19 protein-coding genes are annotated in these 20413 nt (G+C 68.3%); 14 read left to right on the top strand and 5 right to left on the bottom strand.

Going from position 1 to position 20413, the window contains the following annotated elements; translation table 11 throughout:
• Window positions 1-9: 9 nt before the first annotated feature.
• From ABE485_RS02215 to ABE485_RS02155, 13 genes are all read left to right on the top strand, one after another.
• Window positions 10-1554 (top strand): indolepyruvate oxidoreductase subunit beta family protein, encoded by a 1545-nt coding sequence (locus ABE485_RS02215; RefSeq protein ID WP_346513136.1) that lies wholly within the window; start codon window positions 10-12, stop codon window positions 1552-1554.
• Between the two features lie 27 nt (window positions 1555-1581).
• Window positions 1582-2559, top strand: a complete 978-nt coding sequence (locus ABE485_RS02210; RefSeq protein ID WP_346513135.1) for a PDR/VanB family oxidoreductase — start codon at window positions 1582-1584, stop codon at window positions 2557-2559.
• Between the two features lie 13 nt (window positions 2560-2572).
• Window positions 2573-3892 (top strand): aromatic ring-hydroxylating dioxygenase subunit alpha, encoded by a 1320-nt coding sequence (locus ABE485_RS02205; protein WP_346513134.1) that lies wholly within the window; start codon window positions 2573-2575, stop codon window positions 3890-3892.
• Window positions 3889-4380 (top strand): aromatic-ring-hydroxylating dioxygenase subunit beta, encoded by a 492-nt coding sequence (locus tag ABE485_RS02200; protein ID WP_346513133.1) that lies wholly within the window; start codon window positions 3889-3891, stop codon window positions 4378-4380. Before ABE485_RS02205 ends, ABE485_RS02200 begins: the two co-directional genes overlap by 4 nt.
• 9 nt (window positions 4381-4389) lie before the next feature.
• Complete coding sequence (locus ABE485_RS02195) at window positions 4390-6033, top strand: AMP-binding protein (protein WP_346513132.1); 1644 nt, start codon at window positions 4390-4392, stop codon at window positions 6031-6033.
• A complete protein-coding gene (locus tag ABE485_RS02190) occupies window positions 6030-7199 on the top strand; it encodes a thiolase family protein (RefSeq protein WP_346513131.1) in 1170 nt (389 codons plus the stop codon). Before ABE485_RS02195 ends, ABE485_RS02190 begins: the two co-directional genes overlap by 4 nt.
• A complete protein-coding gene (locus ABE485_RS02185) occupies window positions 7196-8443 on the top strand; it encodes an SDR family NAD(P)-dependent oxidoreductase (RefSeq protein ID WP_346513130.1) in 1248 nt (415 codons plus the stop codon). Before ABE485_RS02190 ends, ABE485_RS02185 begins: the two co-directional genes overlap by 4 nt.
• A gap of 189 nt (window positions 8444-8632) precedes the next feature.
• The gene (locus tag ABE485_RS02180) at window positions 8633-9418 is read left to right on the top strand and encodes a cyclase family protein (RefSeq protein ID WP_346513129.1); all 786 of its coding nucleotides are present in this window, start codon (window positions 8633-8635) and stop codon (window positions 9416-9418) included.
• A 37-nt stretch (window positions 9419-9455) separates the two neighbouring features.
• A complete protein-coding gene (locus ABE485_RS02175) occupies window positions 9456-10184 on the top strand; it encodes an SDR family NAD(P)-dependent oxidoreductase (protein ID WP_346513127.1) in 729 nt (242 codons plus the stop codon).
• Window positions 10185-10359: 175 nt separating this feature from the next.
• On the top strand, window positions 10360-11511 hold the full coding sequence (locus ABE485_RS02170) for an ABC transporter substrate-binding protein (protein ID WP_346513126.1): 1152 nt from the start codon (window positions 10360-10362) through the stop codon (window positions 11509-11511).
• Between the two features lie 173 nt (window positions 11512-11684).
• A complete protein-coding gene (locus tag ABE485_RS02165) occupies window positions 11685-12725 on the top strand; it encodes a branched-chain amino acid ABC transporter permease (RefSeq protein WP_346513125.1) in 1041 nt (346 codons plus the stop codon).
• A complete protein-coding gene (locus tag ABE485_RS02160; protein ID WP_346513124.1) occupies window positions 12722-14515 on the top strand; it encodes a branched-chain amino acid ABC transporter ATP-binding protein/permease in 1794 nt (597 codons plus the stop codon). The genes ABE485_RS02165 and ABE485_RS02160 overlap by 4 nt, the downstream gene beginning before the upstream one ends.
• Window positions 14516-15253, top strand: coding sequence for an ABC transporter ATP-binding protein (locus ABE485_RS02155; protein ID WP_346513123.1), 738 nt, complete (start codon window positions 14516-14518; stop codon window positions 15251-15253). It begins immediately after the preceding gene.
• Window positions 15254-15289: 36 nt separating this feature from the next.
• Here ABE485_RS02155 and ABE485_RS02150 read toward each other — a convergent pair whose 3' ends face one another.
• Window positions 15290-16225 carry a glycosyltransferase family 2 protein gene (locus tag ABE485_RS02150; RefSeq protein ID WP_346513121.1) on the bottom strand — a complete coding sequence of 312 codons (936 nt, stop codon included), beginning with the start codon at window positions 16223-16225 and terminating at the stop codon, window positions 15290-15292.
• A gap of 224 nt (window positions 16226-16449) precedes the next feature.
• On the opposite strand from ABE485_RS02150, the gene ABE485_RS02145 reads away from it, so the two are divergent.
• Window positions 16450-17418, top strand: coding sequence for a LysR family transcriptional regulator (locus ABE485_RS02145; protein WP_346513120.1), 969 nt, complete (start codon window positions 16450-16452; stop codon window positions 17416-17418).
• Window positions 17419-17524: 106 nt separating this feature from the next.
• On the opposite strand, the gene ABE485_RS02140 is transcribed toward ABE485_RS02145, so the two are convergent.
• The 4 genes from ABE485_RS02140 to ABE485_RS02125 all read right to left on the bottom strand — a co-directional run bounded on the left by ABE485_RS02140 (window position 17525) and on the right by ABE485_RS02125 (window position 20266).
• Entirely contained in the window at window positions 17525-17653 is a 129-nt protein-coding gene (locus tag ABE485_RS02140; RefSeq protein ID WP_006226408.1) for a hypothetical protein, read from the bottom strand.
• Between the two features lie 229 nt (window positions 17654-17882).
• Window positions 17883-18815: a sugar kinase gene (locus ABE485_RS02135; RefSeq protein ID WP_346513119.1), complete on the bottom strand. Its 933-nt coding sequence runs from the start codon at window positions 18813-18815 to the stop codon at window positions 17883-17885.
• Window positions 18808-19458 (bottom strand): bifunctional 4-hydroxy-2-oxoglutarate aldolase/2-dehydro-3-deoxy-phosphogluconate aldolase, encoded by a 651-nt coding sequence (locus ABE485_RS02130; RefSeq protein WP_346513118.1) that lies wholly within the window; start codon window positions 19456-19458, stop codon window positions 18808-18810. Before ABE485_RS02130 ends, ABE485_RS02135 begins: the two co-directional genes overlap by 8 nt.
• Window positions 19459-19480: 22 nt before the next feature.
• Window positions 19481-20266 carry an IclR family transcriptional regulator gene (locus ABE485_RS02125; protein WP_346513116.1) on the bottom strand — a complete coding sequence of 262 codons (786 nt, stop codon included), beginning with the start codon at window positions 20264-20266 and terminating at the stop codon, window positions 19481-19483.
• Between the last annotated feature and the right edge of the window lie 147 nt (window positions 20267-20413).

Genomic DNA, 20413 nt, shown 5'->3' with positions numbered 1-20413 from the left:
ACCCGTCTCATGAACCCGGCGCCCGAGCAGCAAGGCAACCCGATCAAGATCGCCATCCTGGCCATGGGCGGCCAGGGCGGCGGCGTGCTGGCCGACTGGATCGTCGACATGGCCGAACACGCCGGCTGGTGGGCGCAGACCACGTCGGTGCCCGGCGTGGCGCAGCGCACCGGCGCGACGATCTACTACCTGGAACTGTTGCCCGAATCCGAGGTCCGGCGCGCCGGCCGCCAGCCCGCGCTGGCGCTGATGCCCACGCCGGGCGACGTGGACCTGGTGGTCGCGGCCGAACTGATGGAAGGCGGCCGCGCCATCCAGCGCGGCCTCGTGACGCCGGCGCGCACGGTCCTGATCACGTCCTCGCACCGCAGCTACGCCGTCAGCGAGAAATCGGCGCCCGGCAACGGCATCGCCGATCCGAACAAGGTGCTGGAAGCCGGCCGCGCCGCCGCCCGCCGCTTCCTGTGCTTCGACCTGCAGGCCCAGGCCGACCGCGCCGGCAGCGTCATCAGCGCCAGCCTGTTCGGTGCGGTGGCCGGCAGCGGCGCCCTGCCCTTTTCCCGCGACGACTTCGAAGCCACGGTGCGCCGCGCCGGGCTCGGCGTGGACGCGAGCCTGCGCGCCTTCGCCCTGGGCTTCGATTCCGCCCGCGAGGCGCCCGCGCAGCCCCCCGCCATCGACCTCGCGCGCCCGGTGCCGACCCTGCCCGAGCGCGCCGCGAATCCGCGCACGCAGGGCCTGCTGGACGCCATCCTGCGCGACTTCCCGCCCTGTGCGCAGCCCATGCTGGCCGCGGGCGTGCGCCGTCAGATCGAATTCCAGGACCTGGCCTACGCCCAGGACTACCTGAACCGCATGAAGGCGATCCGCGACCTGGACGCGCAGCACGGCGGCGACGCCCGGCAATGGGCGCTGACCTGCGCCGCCGCGCGTTATGTGGCCACGGCCATGGCCTATGACGACGTCATCCGCGTGGCGGACCTGAAGACCCGCGGCTCGCGCTTCGAACGCGTGCGCGAGGAAGTCGGCGCGCGTCCGGACCAGCTTGTCCATACGACGGAATTCATGCACCCGCGGCTGGAAGAAATCTGCGGCACGCTGCCGGCCCGGCTGGGCCGCTGGCTGGAGGGGTCCAAGGCGTTCGGCGGCTTTGTCGAACGCCGGCTGGGCAAGGGCCGCCGCATGCGCAGCGGCACGCTGGGCGGCTTCCTGATGCTGTACACGCTGGCCGGCATGCGGCGCCTGCGCCGCAGCACGCTGCGCCACCAGATCGAAACGGAAGGCCTGGAACAGTGGCTGGGGCTGGTTGCCCGGCTGGCCCCGCGCGACTACGCGCTGGCCGTCGAGGCCGTCAATTGCCGCCGCCTGGTCAAGGGCTACAGCGACACCCATGTGCGCGGCGGCGGCAAGTATCGCCAGCTCCTCGCGGCAGCGGAGCAGCTGGCCGGCCGTCCCGACGCGGCCGACACCCTGCGCGCGCTGCGCGACACCGCGCTCGCCAACGTGAAGTGCGAGCCCATGGAACGCCAGATCGCCGAAAAACTGGCCGCCTGAGGCCGACAACAGACAGAGACAGACATCGTGCAGACACTCAAACTGATCGTCCGGGAAGTCCGGCAGGAATCGCCGCTGATCCGATCGTTCCGGCTGGCGCGCGAAGACGGCGGCGCGCTGCCCGCCTTCGGGCCGGGCGCGCACCTGAAGGTGACGGTCCCCGGCCTGCGCGATCCGCGCTGCTATTCGCTGGTGCAGCTTGCGCCCGAGGCCGCTCAGTTCGCCCAGCCCACGGAGTACCGCCTGGGCGTGCGCCTGGAAGAAGCCAGCCAGGGCGGATCGCGCCACATGCACGCGCTGGCCGAAGGCGACACGCTGTCCATCGAAGGCCCCAAGAACGACTTTCCCCTGCATGAATCGCCTGCGGGCGACGAACCGGTGGTGCTGATCGCGGGCGGCATCGGCATCACGCCCGTCGCCTCCATGGCCGCCGCGCTGAAAGCCGCCGGCCGCGCATTCCAGCTGCATTACTGCGGCCGCAGCAAGGACCAGCTGGCGTTCCTGCCCGAACTGCAGGCGCTGGCGGGCGCCGACCTGGCGCTGCACGCGGACGACGATCCGTCCAGCCGCTTCGATCTTCAGGCGCTGCTGGCATCGGCTTCGCCGCGCCAGCATCTTTATGTCTGCGGCCCCAAGGGTCTGATCGACGCCGTGATCCAGGGCGCCCGCGCGCGCCACTGGCCCGACGCGCACATCCATTTCGAGCTCTTCGTCACGGCCGCGCCCCAGGCCGGCGACCAGCCATTCGAGGTGGAACTGCGCCAGTCCGGCCGCGTGCTGACCATCCCGGCCGACAAGACCATCGTGGACGTCATGGAAGAAGAAGGCTGCGACCCGATGTTCGACTGCAAGCGCGGCGAATGCGGCGTGTGCCAGGCCACCGTGCTGGAAGGCGAGCCCGACCACCGCGACTACTACCTGTCCGACACCGAGAAGGCCAGCGGCAAGATCATCCAGATCTGCATCTCGCGCGCCAAGTCCGCGCGCCTGGTGCTGGACCTGTAACAAGGAAGCGACCATGGCCAAATACCGCGACAACCCCGACGCCATCCGCGCCCTGCTGCGCGAGACCGAGGTGCACAAGGACCTGTTCATCGACCAGGAACTGTTCGACCTGGAAATGGAACGCCTGTACGCCAACACCTGGGTCTATGTCGGCCACGACAGCCAGGTGCCCAATCCGGGCGACTACATCACCACGACCGTCGGCAACCAGCCCGTCGTGATGGTGCGGCACAGCGACCGCAGCGTGCGGGTGCTGCACAACCGCTGCCCGCACAAGGGCACGATGGTGGCGGGCGATGCCTGCGGCAACACCGGCAAGTTCTTCCGCTGTCCCTACCACGCCTGGACATTCAAGACGGACGGCAGCCTGCTGTCGATTCCCTTGAAGAAAGGCTACGAAAACACCGGCCTGGAGCACTGCGAGGCGAGCCAGGGCATGGCCGCCGTGAAAGACGTGAAGAACCATCGCGGTTTCGTGTTCTGCCGGCTGAATCCGGACGGCCAGTCGTTCGAGGACTTCTTCGGCGAATCGCTTTCCACCCTGGACAACATGGTGGACCGTTCACCCGAAGGCCGCCTGGAAGTGGCCGGCGGCGTGCTGCGCTACATGCACCGCTGCAACTGGAAGATGCTGGTCGACAACCAGACCGATACCTGCCACCCCATGGTGGCCCACGAATCGTCCGCGGGCACGGCCGTCAAGGTCTGGGAACAGGCGCCGGAGGGCACGCCCAAGCCCATGGCGGTGGAGCTGTTCGCCCCGTTCATCTCGCCCTACGAGTTCTTCGAGAACATGGGCATCCGCGTCTGGGAGAACGGCCACGGACATACGGGGGTCTCGGACTCCATCCATGCGTCCTACTCCGGCGTGCCGGGCTATTGGGATTCGATGGTGTCGGCCTATGGCGAGGAGCGCGCCAGGCAGATCCTGGGCGACGTGCGCCACAACACCGTCTACTTTCCCAACATCATGGTCAAGGGCCCGATCCAGACGCTGCGGATCTTCAAGCCCATCGCCGCCGACCGCACGCTGGTCGAGTCCTGGACATTCCGCCTGGTGGGCGCGCCGGACCTGCTGCTGGAGCGCACGCTCATGTACAACCGCCTGATCAACGCGCCGACCTCCGTGGTGGGCCACGACGATCTCGAAATGTACGAACGCGCGCAGGACGGCCTGAATTCCCGCGCGCGCGACTGGGTGAACGTAGGCCGGCTGTATGCGCCCGGCGAAGACGGGCAGAAGAACGTCGTCACCAATGGCACCAACGAATGGCAGATGCGCAACCAGTACCGCGCATGGGGCCGCTACATGACCGGACCGGAGTCGGTATGAGCGCAAGCGACCGCGAGTTGATCGATTTTGTCTACGCCGAGGCGCGCATGCTGGACGAGCTGCGCTTCGAGGAGTGGCTGGACCTGTACACCGACGACGGCCATTACTGGATGCCGCTGGCCCATGGCCAGACGGACGCGAAGCTGCATGCGTCGCTCATGTACGAAGACAAGCTGCTGCTGCGCGTGCGCGTCGAGCGCCTGGCCGGCCAGCGCACGTTTTCGCAGCAGCCCAAGAGCCGCTGCCACCACCTGCTGCAGGCGCCCGCCGTCGAGCACGGCCATCCCGAGTCCGCGCCCGCCGAAGGGCGCCACGTCGTGCGCACCGCCTTCCATTACGTCGAAACCCGGCAGGACACGCAGACCCTGTACGCCGGCTGGGCCACGCACCACCTGGTGGAACAGGACGGCCGGCTGCGCATCCGGCAGAAGCGCGTCGACCTCGTCAACTGCGACGCCGCCTTCGGCAACATCCAATTGTTCATGTAGGAGCGGCCCGTGAGCGCCACTGTCCACCAGGCTTTTCTCGACACCGCCGCCCGCCATGGCGAACTGCCGTTCCTGTGCATCCTGCCCGAAACGGCCGCCGCCTACGGCATCGAGGCGGGCGAACTCTCTTACGCCAACGCCGCCCGCGCCATCGAATCGCTGCGCGCCGCCTACGCCAGGGCCGGATACGGCCACGGCCACCGCGCCGGCCTGCTGCTGGAGAACCGTCCCGCCTTCTTCCTGCACTGGTTCGCCCTGAACGCGCTGGGCGTGTCGGTGGTGCCCATCAACCCGGACCTGCGCGCCGCCGAACTGGAGTATCTGGCGGGCCACTCCGAGATCGCGCTGGCGGTGGCCCTGCCGGAACGCCATGCGGACCTGCTCGCCGCCGCCAAGCGCGCGGGCCGCGACCTGCGCCTGATGAGCGCCGACGATGCCCCGCCCGCCGCGCCCTTCCCGGCGCCGTTGCGGGACGCACCGCTGTCCGAGCTGACCGAGTGCGCGCTGCTGTACACGTCCGGCACGACCGGCCGCCCCAAAGGCTGCATCCTGCCCAACCGCTATTTCCTGCACGCGGGCGGCTGGTATGCGCGCATTGGCGGCCTGGCGGCGCTGCGGCCCGGCCAGGAGCGCATGCTGACGCCGCTGCCGCTGGTGCACATGAACGCCATGGCGTATTCGACCATGGTCATGGTGCTGACGGGCGGCTGCCTGATCCCGCTGGACCGTTTCCATCCCAGGACCTGGTGGGAGAGCGTGCGCGAATCCCGCGCCACCGTGCTGCACTACCTGGGCGTGATGCCCGCCATCCTGATGAAGGCCGAGCCCTCGGCACAGGACCCGCAGCCCGCGATCCGCTTCGGCTTTGGCGCGGGCGTGGACCGCAAGCTGCATGCCCCCTTCGAGGCGCGCTTCGGCTTCCCGCTGCTCGAGGCCTGGGCCATGACCGAAACCGGCGCGGGCGCCGTCGTCATCGCCAACCAGGAGCCGCGCCACGTCGGCACCAGCAGCTTTGGCAGCGAGGAAGCCGATGTGGAAGTGCGCATCGTGACCGACGCCGCCGCGCCCGCGGCCATCGGCGAACCGGGCGAGCTGCTGGTTCGCCATGCCGGCGCCGACCCGCGCTATGGCTTCTTTGCCGGCTACCTGAAGGACGAGGCGGCCACGAACGAAGCCTGGGAAGGCGGCTGGTTCCACACCGGCGACATCGTGCGCCGCGAGGCCGACGGCGCGCTGCGCTTCGTCGACCGCAAGAAGAACGTGATCCGCCGCAGCGGAGAGAACATTTCGGCCGTGGAAGTGGAAAGCGTGCTGATGCAGCATCCGCTGGTGAAGGCCGTGGCGGTCGCGGCCGTGCCGGACGCCGTGCGCGGCGACGAAGTGCTGGCCTGCGTCGTGCCCGAGGCCCTGCCCCGCGACGCGGCCGCCCTGGCCGAGGCCGCCCGCAGCATCGTGCAGTGGAGCCTGGACCAGTTGGCCTATTACAAGGCGCCCGGCTACGTGGCCTTCGTGGACAGCCTGCCGCTGACCACCACCAACAAGATCCAGCGCGGCGAGATGAAGACGCTGGCGCCGACCCTGCCCGGCACCGCGCGCTGCGTGGACACGACATCCATGAAGAAGCGCCCCGCCGCCGGGGGGACCGCCCCATGACCCGCCTGGGCTACGACGGCGTCGTGGCGGCCCTGCCCGTCACGGTTCCGTACGAACGCTACTCCACGCACGCCGCCCACTGGTGGCTGGGCCGCGCGCTCGGCGCGCTGATCCGGCAATCGGGCCTGGCCAAGACCGACGTCGACGGCCTGTGCGTGTCCAGCTTCACGCTCGCGCCCGACACGGCGGTCGGCCTGGTCCAGCACCTGGGCATGAGCCCGCGCTGGCTGGACCACATCCCCATGGGCGGCGCGAGCGGCGTGGCGGCGCTGCGCCGCGCGGCGCGGGCGGTGCAGGCCGGCGACGCGAGCGTGGTCGCCTGCCTGGCGGGCGACACCAATCATGTGGACTCCTTCCGCAACACCGTCAGCCAGTTCTCGCGCTTCGCTCAGGACGCCGTCTACCCGTATGGCGCGGGCGGCCCGAACGCCAGCTTCGCGCTCCTGACCGCCAACTACATGCGCGAGACGGGCGCCACCCGCGAGGATTTCGGCAAGCTCTGCGTGGCCCAGCGCGACAACGCCCTGCGCTATCCGCACGCGCTCATGAAAAAGCCGCTGACGCTGGCGCAATACCTGGATGCCCGCGTGATCACGGAACCCATTCACCTGTTCGACTGCGTGATGCCTTGCGCGGGGGCCGACGCCTTCCTGGTCATGAGCGAGGACCGGGCGCGCGCGCTGAAACTGCCGTATGCGCGCATCCTGTCCACCATCGAACGGCACAACGCCTGGATCGACGATCCCATCCAGACGCGCGGCGGCTGGACCATGGACGTGGACGAGCTGTACGGCCAGGCCGGCGCCGCGCCGGCCGACATGGATTTCCTGCAGGCCTACGACGATTACCCCGTCATCAACCTGATGCAGATGGAAGACCTGGGCTTCTGCGCGAAAGGCGCGGCGCCGGAATTCGTGCGCGGCAACACCTTCACGGTGGACGGCAGCTTCCCCTTCAACACCAATGGCGGCCAGCTGTCGGTGGGCCAGGCGGGCGCCGCCGGCGGCTACCTCGGCATGGTCGAAGCGCTGCGCCAGCTGACGGGCGCGGCGGGCGGCACACAGGTCGCCGATGCCCGCCTGGGGCTGGTCAGCGGGTTCGGCATGATCAACTACGACCGCGGGCTGTGCACCGCCGCGGCCATCCTGGCAAGGAGCGACGCATGACCGAGCCGCTGGCCAAGCCTCCCCGCAAGAATCCGGTCGCGCGCACCCGGCAGCCCACGCTGCCGCCCGGCTCGCGCAGCCGCGCGGCGCTGGGACTGACCGCCGCCGCCGCCGAAGGACGCTTCGACCTGCAGACCTGCGCCGACTGCGGCGCGGTCCAATACCCGCCGCGCGAAGTCTGCGGCCACTGCCTGTCCGAACACCTGCCCTGGCGGGCCGCCGATCCGAACGGCGTCCTGCTGGTCAGCACCGTCCTGCACCACAGCAACGACCTGTACTTCCGCGAACGCCTGCCCTGGCGCGTGGGCACGGTGCGGATGGACGCCGGCCCGTCCGTGGTGGCGCATGTCCACCAGGACTGCGTCGACGGCGGCCGCGTGCGCCTGGCGCTCAAGCTGGACCGCAGCGGCCAGGCCGTGATGATCGCCCTGCCTGAAAGGAATACGCCGAACATGGAAGACGACAAGACCCTGCGCGAAACCTCGTGCGATCCGAAATTCCGCCGCGCGCTGGTCACCGACGGCAAATCGGCGGTCGGCCAGGCCGTGGCGCGCGCGCTGCTGGACGCAGGCAGCCCCCTCGTGTTCCTGGGCGATCCGCAGGCCTGGAAGCGCGACGCCGCCTTCGACGCGCTGGCCGCCGACCCGCGCGTGCAGGCAGTGGCGCTGGACGTGACCGACACTGATTCGGTCGAGCGCGTGGCTGCGTCCATCGGCGGCAAAGTCGAGATCCTGGTGAACACCGCCGACCTGGAGCGCGAAGGCGGCCTGCTCAACCGCAGGGACGTGAACACGGCACGCGACGCCATGGACGTGAACGTGCTGGGCCTGATGCGGCTGGCGCAATGCTTCGGCCCGGCGCTGTGCGGGCGCGCGGCCGATGGCGTGAACAGCGCCGCGGCCTGGGTCAACGTGCTGTCGATCTATGCGCACATGAACCTCCCCTCGCGCGGCATGTGGTCCGCGTCCAAGGCGGCGGCGCTGTCGCTCGCGCAGTGCCTGCGCGCGGAAATGCGCGGTGCGGGCGTGCGGGTGGTGAACGTGTTTCCCGGCCCCGTCGACCACGAGTGGGAGCAGCGCACGCCGCCGCCGCGCGTGGCGCCCAACGCGATCGCCGCCGCCATCGTGCGCGCGCTGAAGGACGGCATCGAGGACGTCTACGTCGGCGACGTGGCGCAGGAATTCCGCGCGCGGCTGGCCGAGAACCCGAAGGGATTGGAAAGGGAACTGGGCGCGGGTGGCTGACTGAGCGTCACGCCGGTGTGAGACACCGTGCATGAGAACCCGGTGTCTGACACCCTGGGGAGATGATCGGCACATTGCCACGGCATCTCAACGGGTGTCAGACACCTACGCAGCATATAGGGGTGCCAGACACCTACGCAGCATATAGGGGTGTCGGACACCCGACAGGAACCAACAGGAGAGCGCATCGTGAGTCAACCCATCCTTGCCCAGTTCATGACCGAGCTGGTTTCCGGTCGCATCCGTCTGGTGGACCTGACCGAGACCCTGACGCCGGAATTTCCCACCATCGTGCTGCCGCCCGAATTCGGCCAGGCATGGCCGTTCCGCATCGAGGAAATCTCGCGCTACGACGAGCGCGGCCCGGCCTGGTACTGGAACAACTTCTCGTGCTCGGAGCACACCGGCACGCACTTCGACGCGCCGGCGCACTGGGTCACGGGCAAGGACCAGCCCGACAACACGGTGGACACGATCCCCATCGATGCGTTCATCGCCAGCGCCTGCGTGATCGACTGTTCCGCCGAGGCGCGCGACAACCCCGATTTCCTGCTGACCATCGACTTCGTCAAGAAATGGGAAGAACGGCATGGCCGCATTCCCGCGCGGTCCTGGGTGCTGATGCGCACCGACTGGTCCAAGCGCGCCAAGCCCGCCGACTACCTCAACATGCAGGCGGACGGCGCGCATTCGCCCGGCCCCGACGCCGAGGTCGTGCCCTGGCTCATCAAGGAGCGCGACGTGCACGGCTTCGGCACCGAGTCGGTGGGCACGGACGCGGGCCAGGCCCAGCACCTGGATCCCCCCTATCCCTGCCACTACTACATGCACGGCAACAACCGCTACGGCCTGCAGTGCCTGACCAACCTGGACCAGCTGCCGGCCACGGGCGCGGTGATTTTCTCGGCGCCACTGAAGATCCGCAGCGGCTCCGGCAGCCCGCTGCGCGTGCTGGCGCTCGCGCCCACGACCTGATCCCATCCGGCCCAGACCAATAAACAAGGGGGAAACCATGACATACCAGAACGTGGCCATCGTCACCGGCGGCAGCGCCGGCATCGGCGCGGAGATCTGCCGCAGCATGCTGGAGGCCGGCTATGAGGTGATCTCGATGGCGCGCCGCGCCGCCGATTTCTCGCATCCGCGCCTGCACAACGTGCAGGTCGACCTGCTGGACGCGGAAGCGACCGCGCAGGCCGGCGCCGAGGTGGCGGCGAAATTCCCCGTCAGCCACGTTATCCACAACGCGGGGGTGATCTGGCCCAACCTGCTGCCGCAGGTCACCCAGGAAGAACTGCACGGCCTGACGCAGATCCACCTGGGCGCGGCCATCAGCCTGGTGCAGGCCGCCCTGCCGGGCATGCAGGAACGCAAGTTCGGCCGCATCGTCATGATGTCCTCGCGCGGCGCGCTGGGCCTGCCGACCCGCACCGCCTACTCGGCGACCAAGGCCGGCATGGTAGGCATGGCGCGCACCTGGTCGCTGGAACTGGCCCCCTACGGCATCACGGTCAACGTGGTGGCTCCGGGTCCGATCCAGACGGACATGTTCTACGAGGTGATCGAGGCCGGCAGCGAACGCGAAAAGCAGCTGGCCGCGGGAATTCCGGTCAAGCGGCTGGGCCGTTCCGATGACGTGGCGCGCGCCGTCATGTTCTTCTCGGACCCGGCCAACAGCTTCGTCACCGGGCAGACGCTGTTCGTCTGCGGCGGCGCCAGCGTCAGTTCCATCACCATCTGAAACCGCATTGCCAGCGCCCGCTTCGGGTTTTGACGGATAGGTAAGCACAAAGACCGCGTCTACAGTGCTGATCCTTAACTGTTAGAAATTTTAAGCAACAAGTAATCCCCGCAGTTCCCGCTTTCTCCGTTTTCCAGCCGCACTCCCACTCTGCTCCCTATCCGGAGGTTTTGCCATGCTGTCGAAGAAACTCCCCCTGGCCACTGCCGCCGCCGTCGCCGCCCTGTTCGCCCTGCCCGCCCTCGCGCAAATGAAGGTCGGCGTGGTCACCTCGTCCACCGGCCCCACCGCCCTGGTCGGGATTCCGCAGAAGAACACGGTGCCGCTGCTGCCCAAGAAGATCGGCGACCTGACCGTGGAATACATCTCGCTGGACGACGCCAGCGATTCCACCAACTCGGTCACGGCCTTCAAGAAGCTGATCACGGAGCAAAACGTGGATGCGCTGATCGGGCCGTCTGGCTCGCCCAACGCCATGGGCGTGATCCAGTTCGCGGCCGAGGCCGGCGTGCCGATGCTGGCGCCGGTGGGCACTGCCGCGGTGGTGCTGCCCATGAACGACCAGAAGAAGTGGGTGTTCAAGACCACGCAGAACGACGACATCATCGCGCGCGCGCTGGTCGACCACATGGCCAAGGCCGGCATCAAGACGGTCGGCTTCATCGGCCTGAACGATCCCTACGGCGAGAACTGGTACAAGGTCTTCTCCGGACTGGCCGGTGAAAAGGGCATCAAGATCGCCGCCAACGAGCGCTACCTGCGCTTCGACAGTTCGGTCACGGGCCAGGCCCTGAAGATCCTGGCCGCCAAGCCGGACGCCGTGCTGGTGGCCGCCCCCGGCGCCGCCAGCGTGCTGCCGCAGACGACGCTGTTCGACCAGGGCTACAAGGGCAAGTTCTACCAGACCCACGGCGCCGCGCTTCCCGACTTCCTGAAGCTGGGCGGCAAGAAGGTGGAAGGCACCGTGCTGGCCGCCAGCCTGATGCTGGTGCTGCCCGAAATGCCGGACAGCAACCCGTCCAAGAAGGTCGCGACCGACTACATCGCCGCCTACGAAAAGCTCAATGGCTCCAAGCCCGCCACCTTCGGCGCCAACGTCTACGACGCCGGGCTGCTGCTGGAAAAGGCCGTGCCGCTGGCGGAAAAGGCCGGCAAGCCGGGCACCAAGGAGTTCCGCAGCGCCCTGCGCGACGCGCTGGAACAGACCAAGGAGCTGGTGGGCACGCAAGGCGTCTACAACATGAGCGCCGCCGACCACAGCGGCTTTGACGACCGCGGCCGCGAGCTCATCACCGTCAAGGACGGCAACTGGACGCTAGTCAAGTAAAAGGGAGTTGGCCCCCCCCGAAGCGCTGCGCGCTTCCCCCCAGGGGGCATGCCTGCGGACCGGCGGAGCCCGGATCCGCGGCATCCCGATCGGGGTGCGCAGAGTTTGCTTCCTGGCGACGCCCGCAGCGCATGTGAGCGTGCGGTGCTTGTCTGTTTTTCGCGGAATTTCGCATGAATGCTCAGATTGCCCTGATACTCGGGCAGGACGGCATCACCAACGGCGCCATCTACGCGCTGCTGGCGTTGTCGATCCTGCTGGTCTTTACCGTCACCCGCGTGCTGTTCATCCCGCAGGGCGAGTTCGTCGCCTTCGGCGCGCTGACGATGGCGGCGTTGCAGGCCGGCAAGCCCGTCCTGCTGGTGTGGCTGCTGCTGGCCTTCGCGCTGGCCGACGTGGCGGCCGACCTCATGGCGCGCCGCAAGCGGCCCGGCCGCGCACGCGGGCTCTGGCGCATGGCGGCCAAGGTGATCTATCCGCTGGCGCTGGCGGCCCTGCTTTACCGCCTGCCGCTGGCCCAGCTGCCGATGGCGGTGCAGGCGCTGCTGACGCTGCTGCTGCTTGTGCCCATGGGACCGCAGCTCTACCGCCTGTTCTACCAGCCCATCGCATCGGCCTCGACGCTGGTGCTGTTGATCGTCTCGATCGCGGTCCACCTGGCGCTGGTCGGCCTGGGGCTGCTGGCCTTCGGCGCGGAAGGCGCCCGTACGGCGCCGTTCAGCGACGCCAGCCTGGCGCTCGGCCCCATCAACGTGAACAGCCAGGCGCTGTGGGTGGTGGCGGTGTCGGCGCTGCTCATCATCGTGCTCTACCAGTTCTTCGAGCGCTCCATGTACGGCAAGGCGCTGCGGGCCGCAGCCTTCAACCGGCTGGGCGCGCGCCTGATGGGCATTTCGCCGGTCTTCGCGGGCAAGGCCACGTTCTTCCTGGCCGCGCTGATCGGCACGGTGTCGGGCATCCTGATCGCGCCCATCACCACCATGTATTTCGATTCCGGCTTCATGGTCAGCCTCAAGGGCTTCGTGGGCGCCATCATCGGCGGCCTGGTGAGCTACCCGCTGGCCGCGGCCGGCGCGGTGCTGGTCGGCCTGATCGAGGCCTTCTCGTCGTTCTGGGCCAGCGCCTACAAGGAAATCATCGTCTTCACGCTGATCATCCCGGTGCTGCTCTGGCGTTCTCTCAAAAGCCATCACGTCGAGGAAGAAGACGAATGACCCCCCGCCACATCCTCCTTGCGTTCCTGGCCCTGCTGGCGCTGGGTCCCCTGGTCCTGCCGCCGTTCTATGTAACGCTGCTGAACTACATCGGCCTGTACGCGCTGGTGGCGCTGGGCCTGGTGCTGCTGACCGGCGTCGGCGGCCTCACCAGCTTCGGCCAGGCCGCCTTCGTGGGCGTGGGCGCCTACACCACCGCGCTGCTCACCACCCGCGCCGACGTCCTGCCTTCGTGGCTGGGCTGGCTGGGCGCCTCGCCGTGGCTGACCCTGCTGGCCGGACTGGCGCTGACGCTGGCGCTGGCCTACCTGCTGGGCGCCATCACCCTGAAGCTGTCGGGCCACTTCCTGCCGCTGGGCACCATTGCCTGGGGCCTGTCGCTGTACTTCGTTTTCGGGTCCGTCGAGGGGCTGGGCGGCCATACCGGCATCCCGGACATCCCGGCAATCAATCTGTTCGGCTGGTCGCTCAACCAGGGCGGCAACATCTACTACCTGATCTGGGCATTCCTGCTGATCGCCGTCTGGTCCACGCAGAACCTGCTGGACTCGCGCGAGGGCCGCGCGATCCGCGCGCTCAAGGGCGGGCGGGTGATGGCCGAATCGATGGGCGTGGACACCGCGCGCTCGCGCATGGTGATCTTCGTCATCGCCGCCCTGCAGGCCTGCGCGTCCGGCTGGCTGTACGCGCACATGCAGCGCTTCGTGAATCCCAACCCCTTCGGCCTGCAGATGGGCATCGAGTACCTGTTCATGACCGTCATCGGCGGCGCCGGCCAGGTCTGGGGCGCGCTGGTGGGCGCGGGGGTGTTCACGGTGCTCAAGCAATGGCTGCAGGACCTGCTGCCCAAGGTGCTGGGCCAGACGGGCAATTTCGAGGTCATCGTCTTCGGGTTCGGCATGGTGCTGCTGCTGCACCGCGCCCGCAGCGGGCTGTGGCCGGTGCTGACGCGCTGGGTCCCGGTCAGGAAGCCGCAGCGCAAGGTGGACCTGTCCGTCGAACCGCTGCCCCGGCGCGCCATGCCGCCGCGCGGCGAAGTGGTGCTCAAGGCCGTGGACGTGACGCGCAAGTTCGGCGGCCTGGTCGCCAACAATGCCATGAACCTGGAGATCCGGGCCGGCGAGGTCCTGGCGCTGATCGGCCCCAACGGCGCCGGCAAGAGCACCATGTTCAACCAGATCTCGGGCGTGGACACGCCGACCTCGGGACAGGTCACGCTGCTGGGCCAGCCGGTGGCCGGCGCGGGCGCTCGCAAGATCGCCCGGCTGGGCCTGTCGCGCACCTTCCAGCACGTGCGGCTGCTGGGCCGCATGAGCGTGCTGGAAAACGTCGCGATCGGCGCGCACCTGCGCGGCCACCGCGGCGTGCTGCCGGCCGCCTGGCGGCTGGACCGTCCGGAAGAGGCGCGCCTCCTGGCCGAGGCGGCGCGCCAGGTCGAGCGCGTGGGCCTGGGCAAGCACCTGCACGATGAGGCGGGGTCGCTGGCCCTGGGGCAGCAGCGCATCCTGGAGATCGCGCGCGCGCTGGCCTCCGATCCCTGCATCCTGCTGCTGGACGAACCCGCGGCCGGGCTGCGCTACCAGGAGAAGTGCGAACTGGCCGAGCTGCTGAAGAAGCTGCGCGCCGAGGGCATGGCCATCCTGCTGGTCGAGCACGACATGGACTTCGTGATGGGCCTGGTGGATCGCGTGGTGGTGATGGACTTCGGCGAGAAGATCGCCGAAGGCCTGCCGGCCGAGATCCAGCAGAACCCCGCGGTGCTTGAGGCCTATCTGGGCGGAGTGGAATAGATGAGCGCGAAATTGCTGGAAGTGCGCGACCTGCGCGTCGCCTACGACAAGGTGGAAGCCGTCTCGGGCGTCGGCCTCACGGTGGGCGAAGGCCAGATCGTGACGGTGATCGGCCCCAACGGCGCGGGCAAGACCACCTTGCTGTCCGCCATCATGGGCGTGCTGCCTTCACAAGGGAAGATCGTGTTCGGCGGCAAGGCGCAGGAGCACGCCGAGATCGAGGAAATGGTGGCGGCGGGCATGAACCTGGTGCCCGAAAAGCGCGAGCTGTTCGCCGAAATGACCGTGGAGGACAACCTGATGCTGGGCGCCTTCGACCGCTTTCGCCGCGGCCTGCGCGACCAGGACCAGACGCTGGCCGAGGTCTATGACCTGTTCCCCCGCCTGCGCGAGCGGCGCGGCCAGCTGGCCGGCACGCTGTCGGGCGGCGAACGCCAGATGCTGGCCGTGGGCCGGGCGCTGATGGCCAAGCCCCGCCTGCTGATGCTGGACGAGCCCAGCCTGGGCCTCGCGCCGCGCATCGTGCGCGAAGTCTTCCGCATCGTGGCGCGGCTGCGGGATATGGGCGTGTCCATCCTGCTGATCGAACAGAACGCGCGCGCGGCCCTTCAGGTGGCCGACTACGCCTACGTGCTGGAGACCGGCGCCGTGACGCTGGAGGGGCCGGCCGCCGACGTGGCGCAGGATCCGCGCGTGGTCGAGGTGTATCTGGGATTGGGACACGGCGCGCCCGCGTGACGCTTGCGGCGGGCGGCGGGGGATGCCGGCTGCGGGCTACACCACGCCGCGCCGCCGGTCGCGGCGGTACAGGGCATAACCCAGCGGCCACATGGCGGCCACCAGAAAGGTCGCCACGGGGTTGGTCAGCCGGTAGGCTCCCACGGCCGTCGGCACGCCCGAGTGCTTGAGATGCAGGCGAAAGCGCGTGTAGCGCGCGGCGGCCATGATGAACTCGCGCGGGCGGTAGCGGAAGAATTCAAGGTGGTGCTGGAGCATGTCCCAGGCCAGCAGATACAGGCCCTGGGCATTGTGCGCAACCGACACCGCGCCCTGGGTCAGCCCGCCCGGCGTGTCGTGATAGGTGCGCACGACGCGGTTGATGAATCGGCTCAGGTAGCCGGCGCGCGCCACGGCCCACCAGACCAGGCTCTCGGGCACGAAGCCCGCGACATCCTCGGGAAACGGGTACTTCCTGAGGACGTCGGTGCGCATACAGCCGAACTTCTCGCCCTTGATGCGGTAGCGGAAGTAGACATCGACGGCGGTGCTGTCGAAGACGTCCTGCGGATAGCGGTCGCCCACGACGGTGCCGTCCGGGCGCGCGCACAGCCCGGTCACCGCGACGTACGAATCGCGGCGCGCGGGCGGGATGGCGTCCCAGGCCTCTCTGAATATGGCCAGCGCGTCGGGCGGCATTTCGTCGTCGCTGTCCAGCGCCACGATCATCTTGCCGCGCGCCTCGCGCACGCCGCGATTGAAGGCGGTTTTCTTGTGCTGGTTGTTCTGCCAGAAATAGCGGATGGGAAAATCCGCGCGCGCCTGCCAGTCCAGGATGGACTCGTGGGTGTTGTCGGTGGATCCGTCGTCCACGACCACCCATTCGAACCCCCTGAATGTCTGCCGGGAAAGCGATTCATAAACCCGGTGCAGCGTGCCCGCCCGGTTGTAGGTTGGTGTCAGAACGGTGAAGAAAATCGGTGTTTCGGTCATGCCTGCTGTGCCCCTTTGCGATATCCGAGGAACCGCTGCGGTCTTGGTTCTTATGTTTTCGCCTGAAGTGTAGGGGATATGCCCGTGCGTTCCGATGCCATGGAATTCGAATTTGCAATCAAATCTGACAATCTGCGCGCTTTTTTTCGCGGCTCGCGACCGTTGCGAGCATTGGGCGGGACGTCGTAGTGGCGTAAACTCGGGCGGCCCAATTCGGAACGCCTATGGAAGCCTCGCCCGTCCAGCTAAATGACATTGCCTTGTTCGTCGAGGTTGCCAAGCGCAAGAGCTTCAGCCAGGCGGCGCGCGCGCTGGACATGCCCACCTCGACGCTCTCGCGCCGCATCAACGAGCTCGAGCGCGCCATCGGACTGCGGCTGATCAACCGCAACACGCGCCGGCTCGACCTCACGGACGCGGGCGCGGCCTACATGCGCCGTTGCCAGGGCCTCATCGACGAAGCGCGCCTGGCGCATGAGCAACTGCTGTCGCTGTCCGGCGGCCCGTCCGGCAACCTGCGGGTGTCCATGCCGTACAGCCTGGCGATGTGGCTGCTGCCCGAAACCATCAATGATTTCATCGAACGCTATCCGGACGTGGAGTGCGAATTCGATCTGAGCATGCTGACCGCCTCGGACGCGCAAGGCACGCCGTTCGACGTGGTGCTGCGCTTCGGCCGCGAAACCGACTATCCCGGCGCGGCGTCCGACAATGGCAACGGCGTTCCGCTGCCGGCCATCGAGGGCGCGGTGGTCCACGAGCTGGTGTCGCTGGACAACTACCTGTACGCGTCCGACCGCTATCTTGAACGCCACGGCGAACCCAAGACGCCCGCCGATCTCTCGCAGCACCAATGCCTGCGCACCACCATCGACGAGGCGCATTCGCACTGGACCCTGCAAAATGGCGCGGACATCCAGCGCATTCCCGTCAAGGGACACCTGGCGGCCAACAACATGAGCATCGCCGGCACCCTGGCCGGGCTGGACCTGGCCATCACGCGGATGCCCCATTGCCTGGCGCTCGATCCCATCATCAAGCGCAACTCGCTACGGCGCGTGCTGCCCGGCTGGTCGGTCGACCCCATCTCGATCTACGTGGTGTTCCCGTCCAGCATCCAGCCGGCCAAGACGCGCGCCTTCATGGATTTCATCCGTCCCAAGCTGGGGCCGCCGCAACCGGATTTGGCGTAATCCTTGTGCGCGGGCTTCCGCGCAAGGTTCAACGGGCGCCCTGCTTCAGACGAAAAAAAAACCGCAGGGCTCGCGCCTTGCGGTTTTTTTCAGACCGGCTCGTCGATTAGACGCGCTTGATCTTTTCCAGCATCTTGAACACACCCTTGGGCGACTTGACGAACAAGCGCTTGAAGGCCTTGCCCAGGCAACGGCGTTCCAGGGTGTTGCGACGCACGCGTTTGCGTTCAGCCATGTTGATTCTCCTGTTGAATTTGCGGAAAGTGGCCCGCACAACCGGAAAATGGGCTGGCGGAAAAATTCGGATAACTTGGCATTTTAGCCTGAAATCCGGAAAGCGCGCCAACGCTTGGAATCGGGGAGAGGCGTCGGCCTCCCCGGGAAGGGTGAATTAATAAGGGACAAAGCTAGTCCGCCCGGTGTCAGCGGCTGGCCGGCCCTCGCCTGACCACGGCAGGACGCGCTTATCCGACCGTGGCGTTCAGGCGTTCGCGGACCTGCTCGGCGCGCGGGAGCGGATCGACCGCGCCGTAGCCGAGCGTGGACAGCGCCGCCGCCGCATTGGCGTAGCGCACGGCGTCTTCCCAGGAATCTCCCTGGCAGCGGCGCGCCAGCAGGCTGCCCGCGAAGCAGTCGCCCGCTCCGGTGGCGTCGACGGCCTGCACGCGCAGGGCCGCCATGGGGGTGCGGTGGCGGCCGTCGTCGATGATGGAGCCGTCCTTGCCCAGCTTCAGCACCACCACGCCGGTTGCCCCGCCCTCGCGGATCCAGTCCAGCGTGCGCTCGGGATCGTCGTTGCCGGTGAAGTGCTGCATGTCGTCCATGCTGGGCAGGAACACGTCGGCCGAGCGCATCGCCTCGCGCAGGACGGCGCGGGCGCGGTCGACCGGCCACAGGCGCAGGCGCAGGTTCGAATCCAGGCTCACCTGCACGCCGGCGGCGCGCGCGCGTTCGATGGCCGCGAAGACCGTGTCGCAGGCGCTGGTGCTGATGGCCATGCTGATGCCCGACACGTGCAGAAAACGCGCCCGTTCGATCAGGCCGCCCGCCAGGCTTGCCGGCGTCATCAGGCTGGCCGCGGAACCGCGCCGCAGATAGCTGAAGGCATGCCCGTCCGGGCCGTGCTGCACGAAGTACAGCCCGGTGTGGGCGTCGTCGTCGACTTCGACGCCGGACGTGTCCACGCCTTCCGCATTCCACAGATCCAGGAACTGCCTGCCGAAGGCATCGTTGCCCACCCGGGTCAGGTAGGCGCAGCGTGCGCCCTGGCGCGCCGCGGCGATGACCGCGTTGGACGTATCGCCGCCAAAGCCCTGCAGGTACTGCTGCTGGTCCTTGCGGGTCTGGTTCAGTTCGACCAGGGGCTCGCCCAGCGCGACGATGTCGAAATCAGCCATGGGCGGCCTCGCGGGTACGGGTGATCTGCGCCACCAGGGCGGCGGTGTCGCGCGCGGCGAAGGCCGCCTTGTCGTAGAGGTTGCTGCCGATGCCGACCAGGCCCGCGCCGGCCGCGAAGTAAGTACCCATGTTTTCCTGCGTGATGCCGCCGGTGGGGCAGAAGATCGTGTCCGGATAGACCGACTTCAGCGCGGCCAGGTGTTTGGGGCCGCCGGTGTCCGCGGGAAACACCTTCACCACGTCCACGCCCGCGCGGCGCGCCGCCAGCACTTCGGTGGGCGTGTAGGCGCCCAGGAGGCACAAGGCATCGGCGGCGTGCGCCATGTCGACGATGTCGGTGGCCAGCGCCGGCGACACCAGGAAGTCGGCGCCCGCCACCAGCGCTTCGCGCGCCTGGGTTTCGTCGAGCACGGTGCCCACGCCCAGCAGCAGGCTGGCGCCGTGCTTGTCGCGCAGGGCGCGCACCAGGTCGGTGACGCCCGGGATGGTCCAGGTCAGTTCCAGCGTGGAGCAGCCGGCCGCGACCGCGACTTCGGCGGCATAGGCCGCGGTGGCCGCATCGGTATAGCGCAGCACGGGCACGACCCGGGCGGCCAGCAGGGCGGCAAGCTTGGAGGCGATGGGAGCAGCGGTTGCAGTCATGGAATTCCTCTGGGGCTGACGGTCAGGCGCCGCCGGACGATACCGGCAGGACGGCGAGTTTGGCCGCGGCGGCATCGCGCAGCCGCAGCAAGGGTTCTATATAGGCGGCCTGCGGGTCTGCGTGGCGCCGGAACAGCAGCGTGCTGACGCTGACCCCGGCCACGGGCCGGCCGGCCGCGTCGCACAGCGCCACGCCGTAGCAGACGATGCCGGGTTCGTTTTCCTCGTTGTCGACAGCGTAGCCGCGCGCGGCGGCCTCGCCCAGCGCCGCGCGCAACGCGGGCAGGCTGGTCAGCGTGGACGGCATGCGCCCCGGCAGGGGCAGGTCGCGCAGCAGCGGTTCGCGCAAGGCGGGGTCCAGCGCCGCCAGGTAGGCCTTGCCCACGGCGCTGGAATGCAGCGCCACCGAGGCGCCCACGCGCGACACCATGCGCACGGGGCCGGGGCTTTCCAGCTTGTCGATATAGATCATTTCGCGGCCGGCAGGCACCGCCAGGTGCACGGTTTCGCCGGTCTGGTCGCGCAGCGCCTGCAGCTCGGGCGCCAGCGCGGCCCGCAGGTCGAACTGCGACCAGGCCCGACTGGCCAGCGACATCAGGCGCGGCCCCAGGCGATAGAGCCCGCCGGTTTCGTCGACCATGCCCTGTTCCGCCAGCGCCGCGACGATGCGGTAGACAGTGGGGCGGGGATAGCCGCAAGTGCGCGCCAGCATCGCCGCCGTGGGCGGTTGCGGCGCATCCGCCACGGCCTGCAGCACCGCCATGAATTTCGCGAACGCCGCCGCGCCCGCGACCTTGGTTTCCGACAAGAACGTCCCCAAATAAAGGCAAGATCCGCAACGCCAACAGCGCGAATTTCAGACGAATCTGCGATACTGTTTATTTGTACAGCTAACGGGCGCCAGTTTGTCCATAATATGGACACCTGCGTCACAATATAGTCAATTATTCCATAT

It is taken from the genome of Achromobacter spanius, from assembly GCF_039673305.1.
GTDB lineage: Bacteria > Pseudomonadota > Gammaproteobacteria > Burkholderiales > Burkholderiaceae_B > Achromobacter > Achromobacter spanius_F.
The sequence above is the reverse complement of the archived record's forward strand: the minus strand, read 5'-3'. Positions and strand labels throughout refer to the sequence as shown.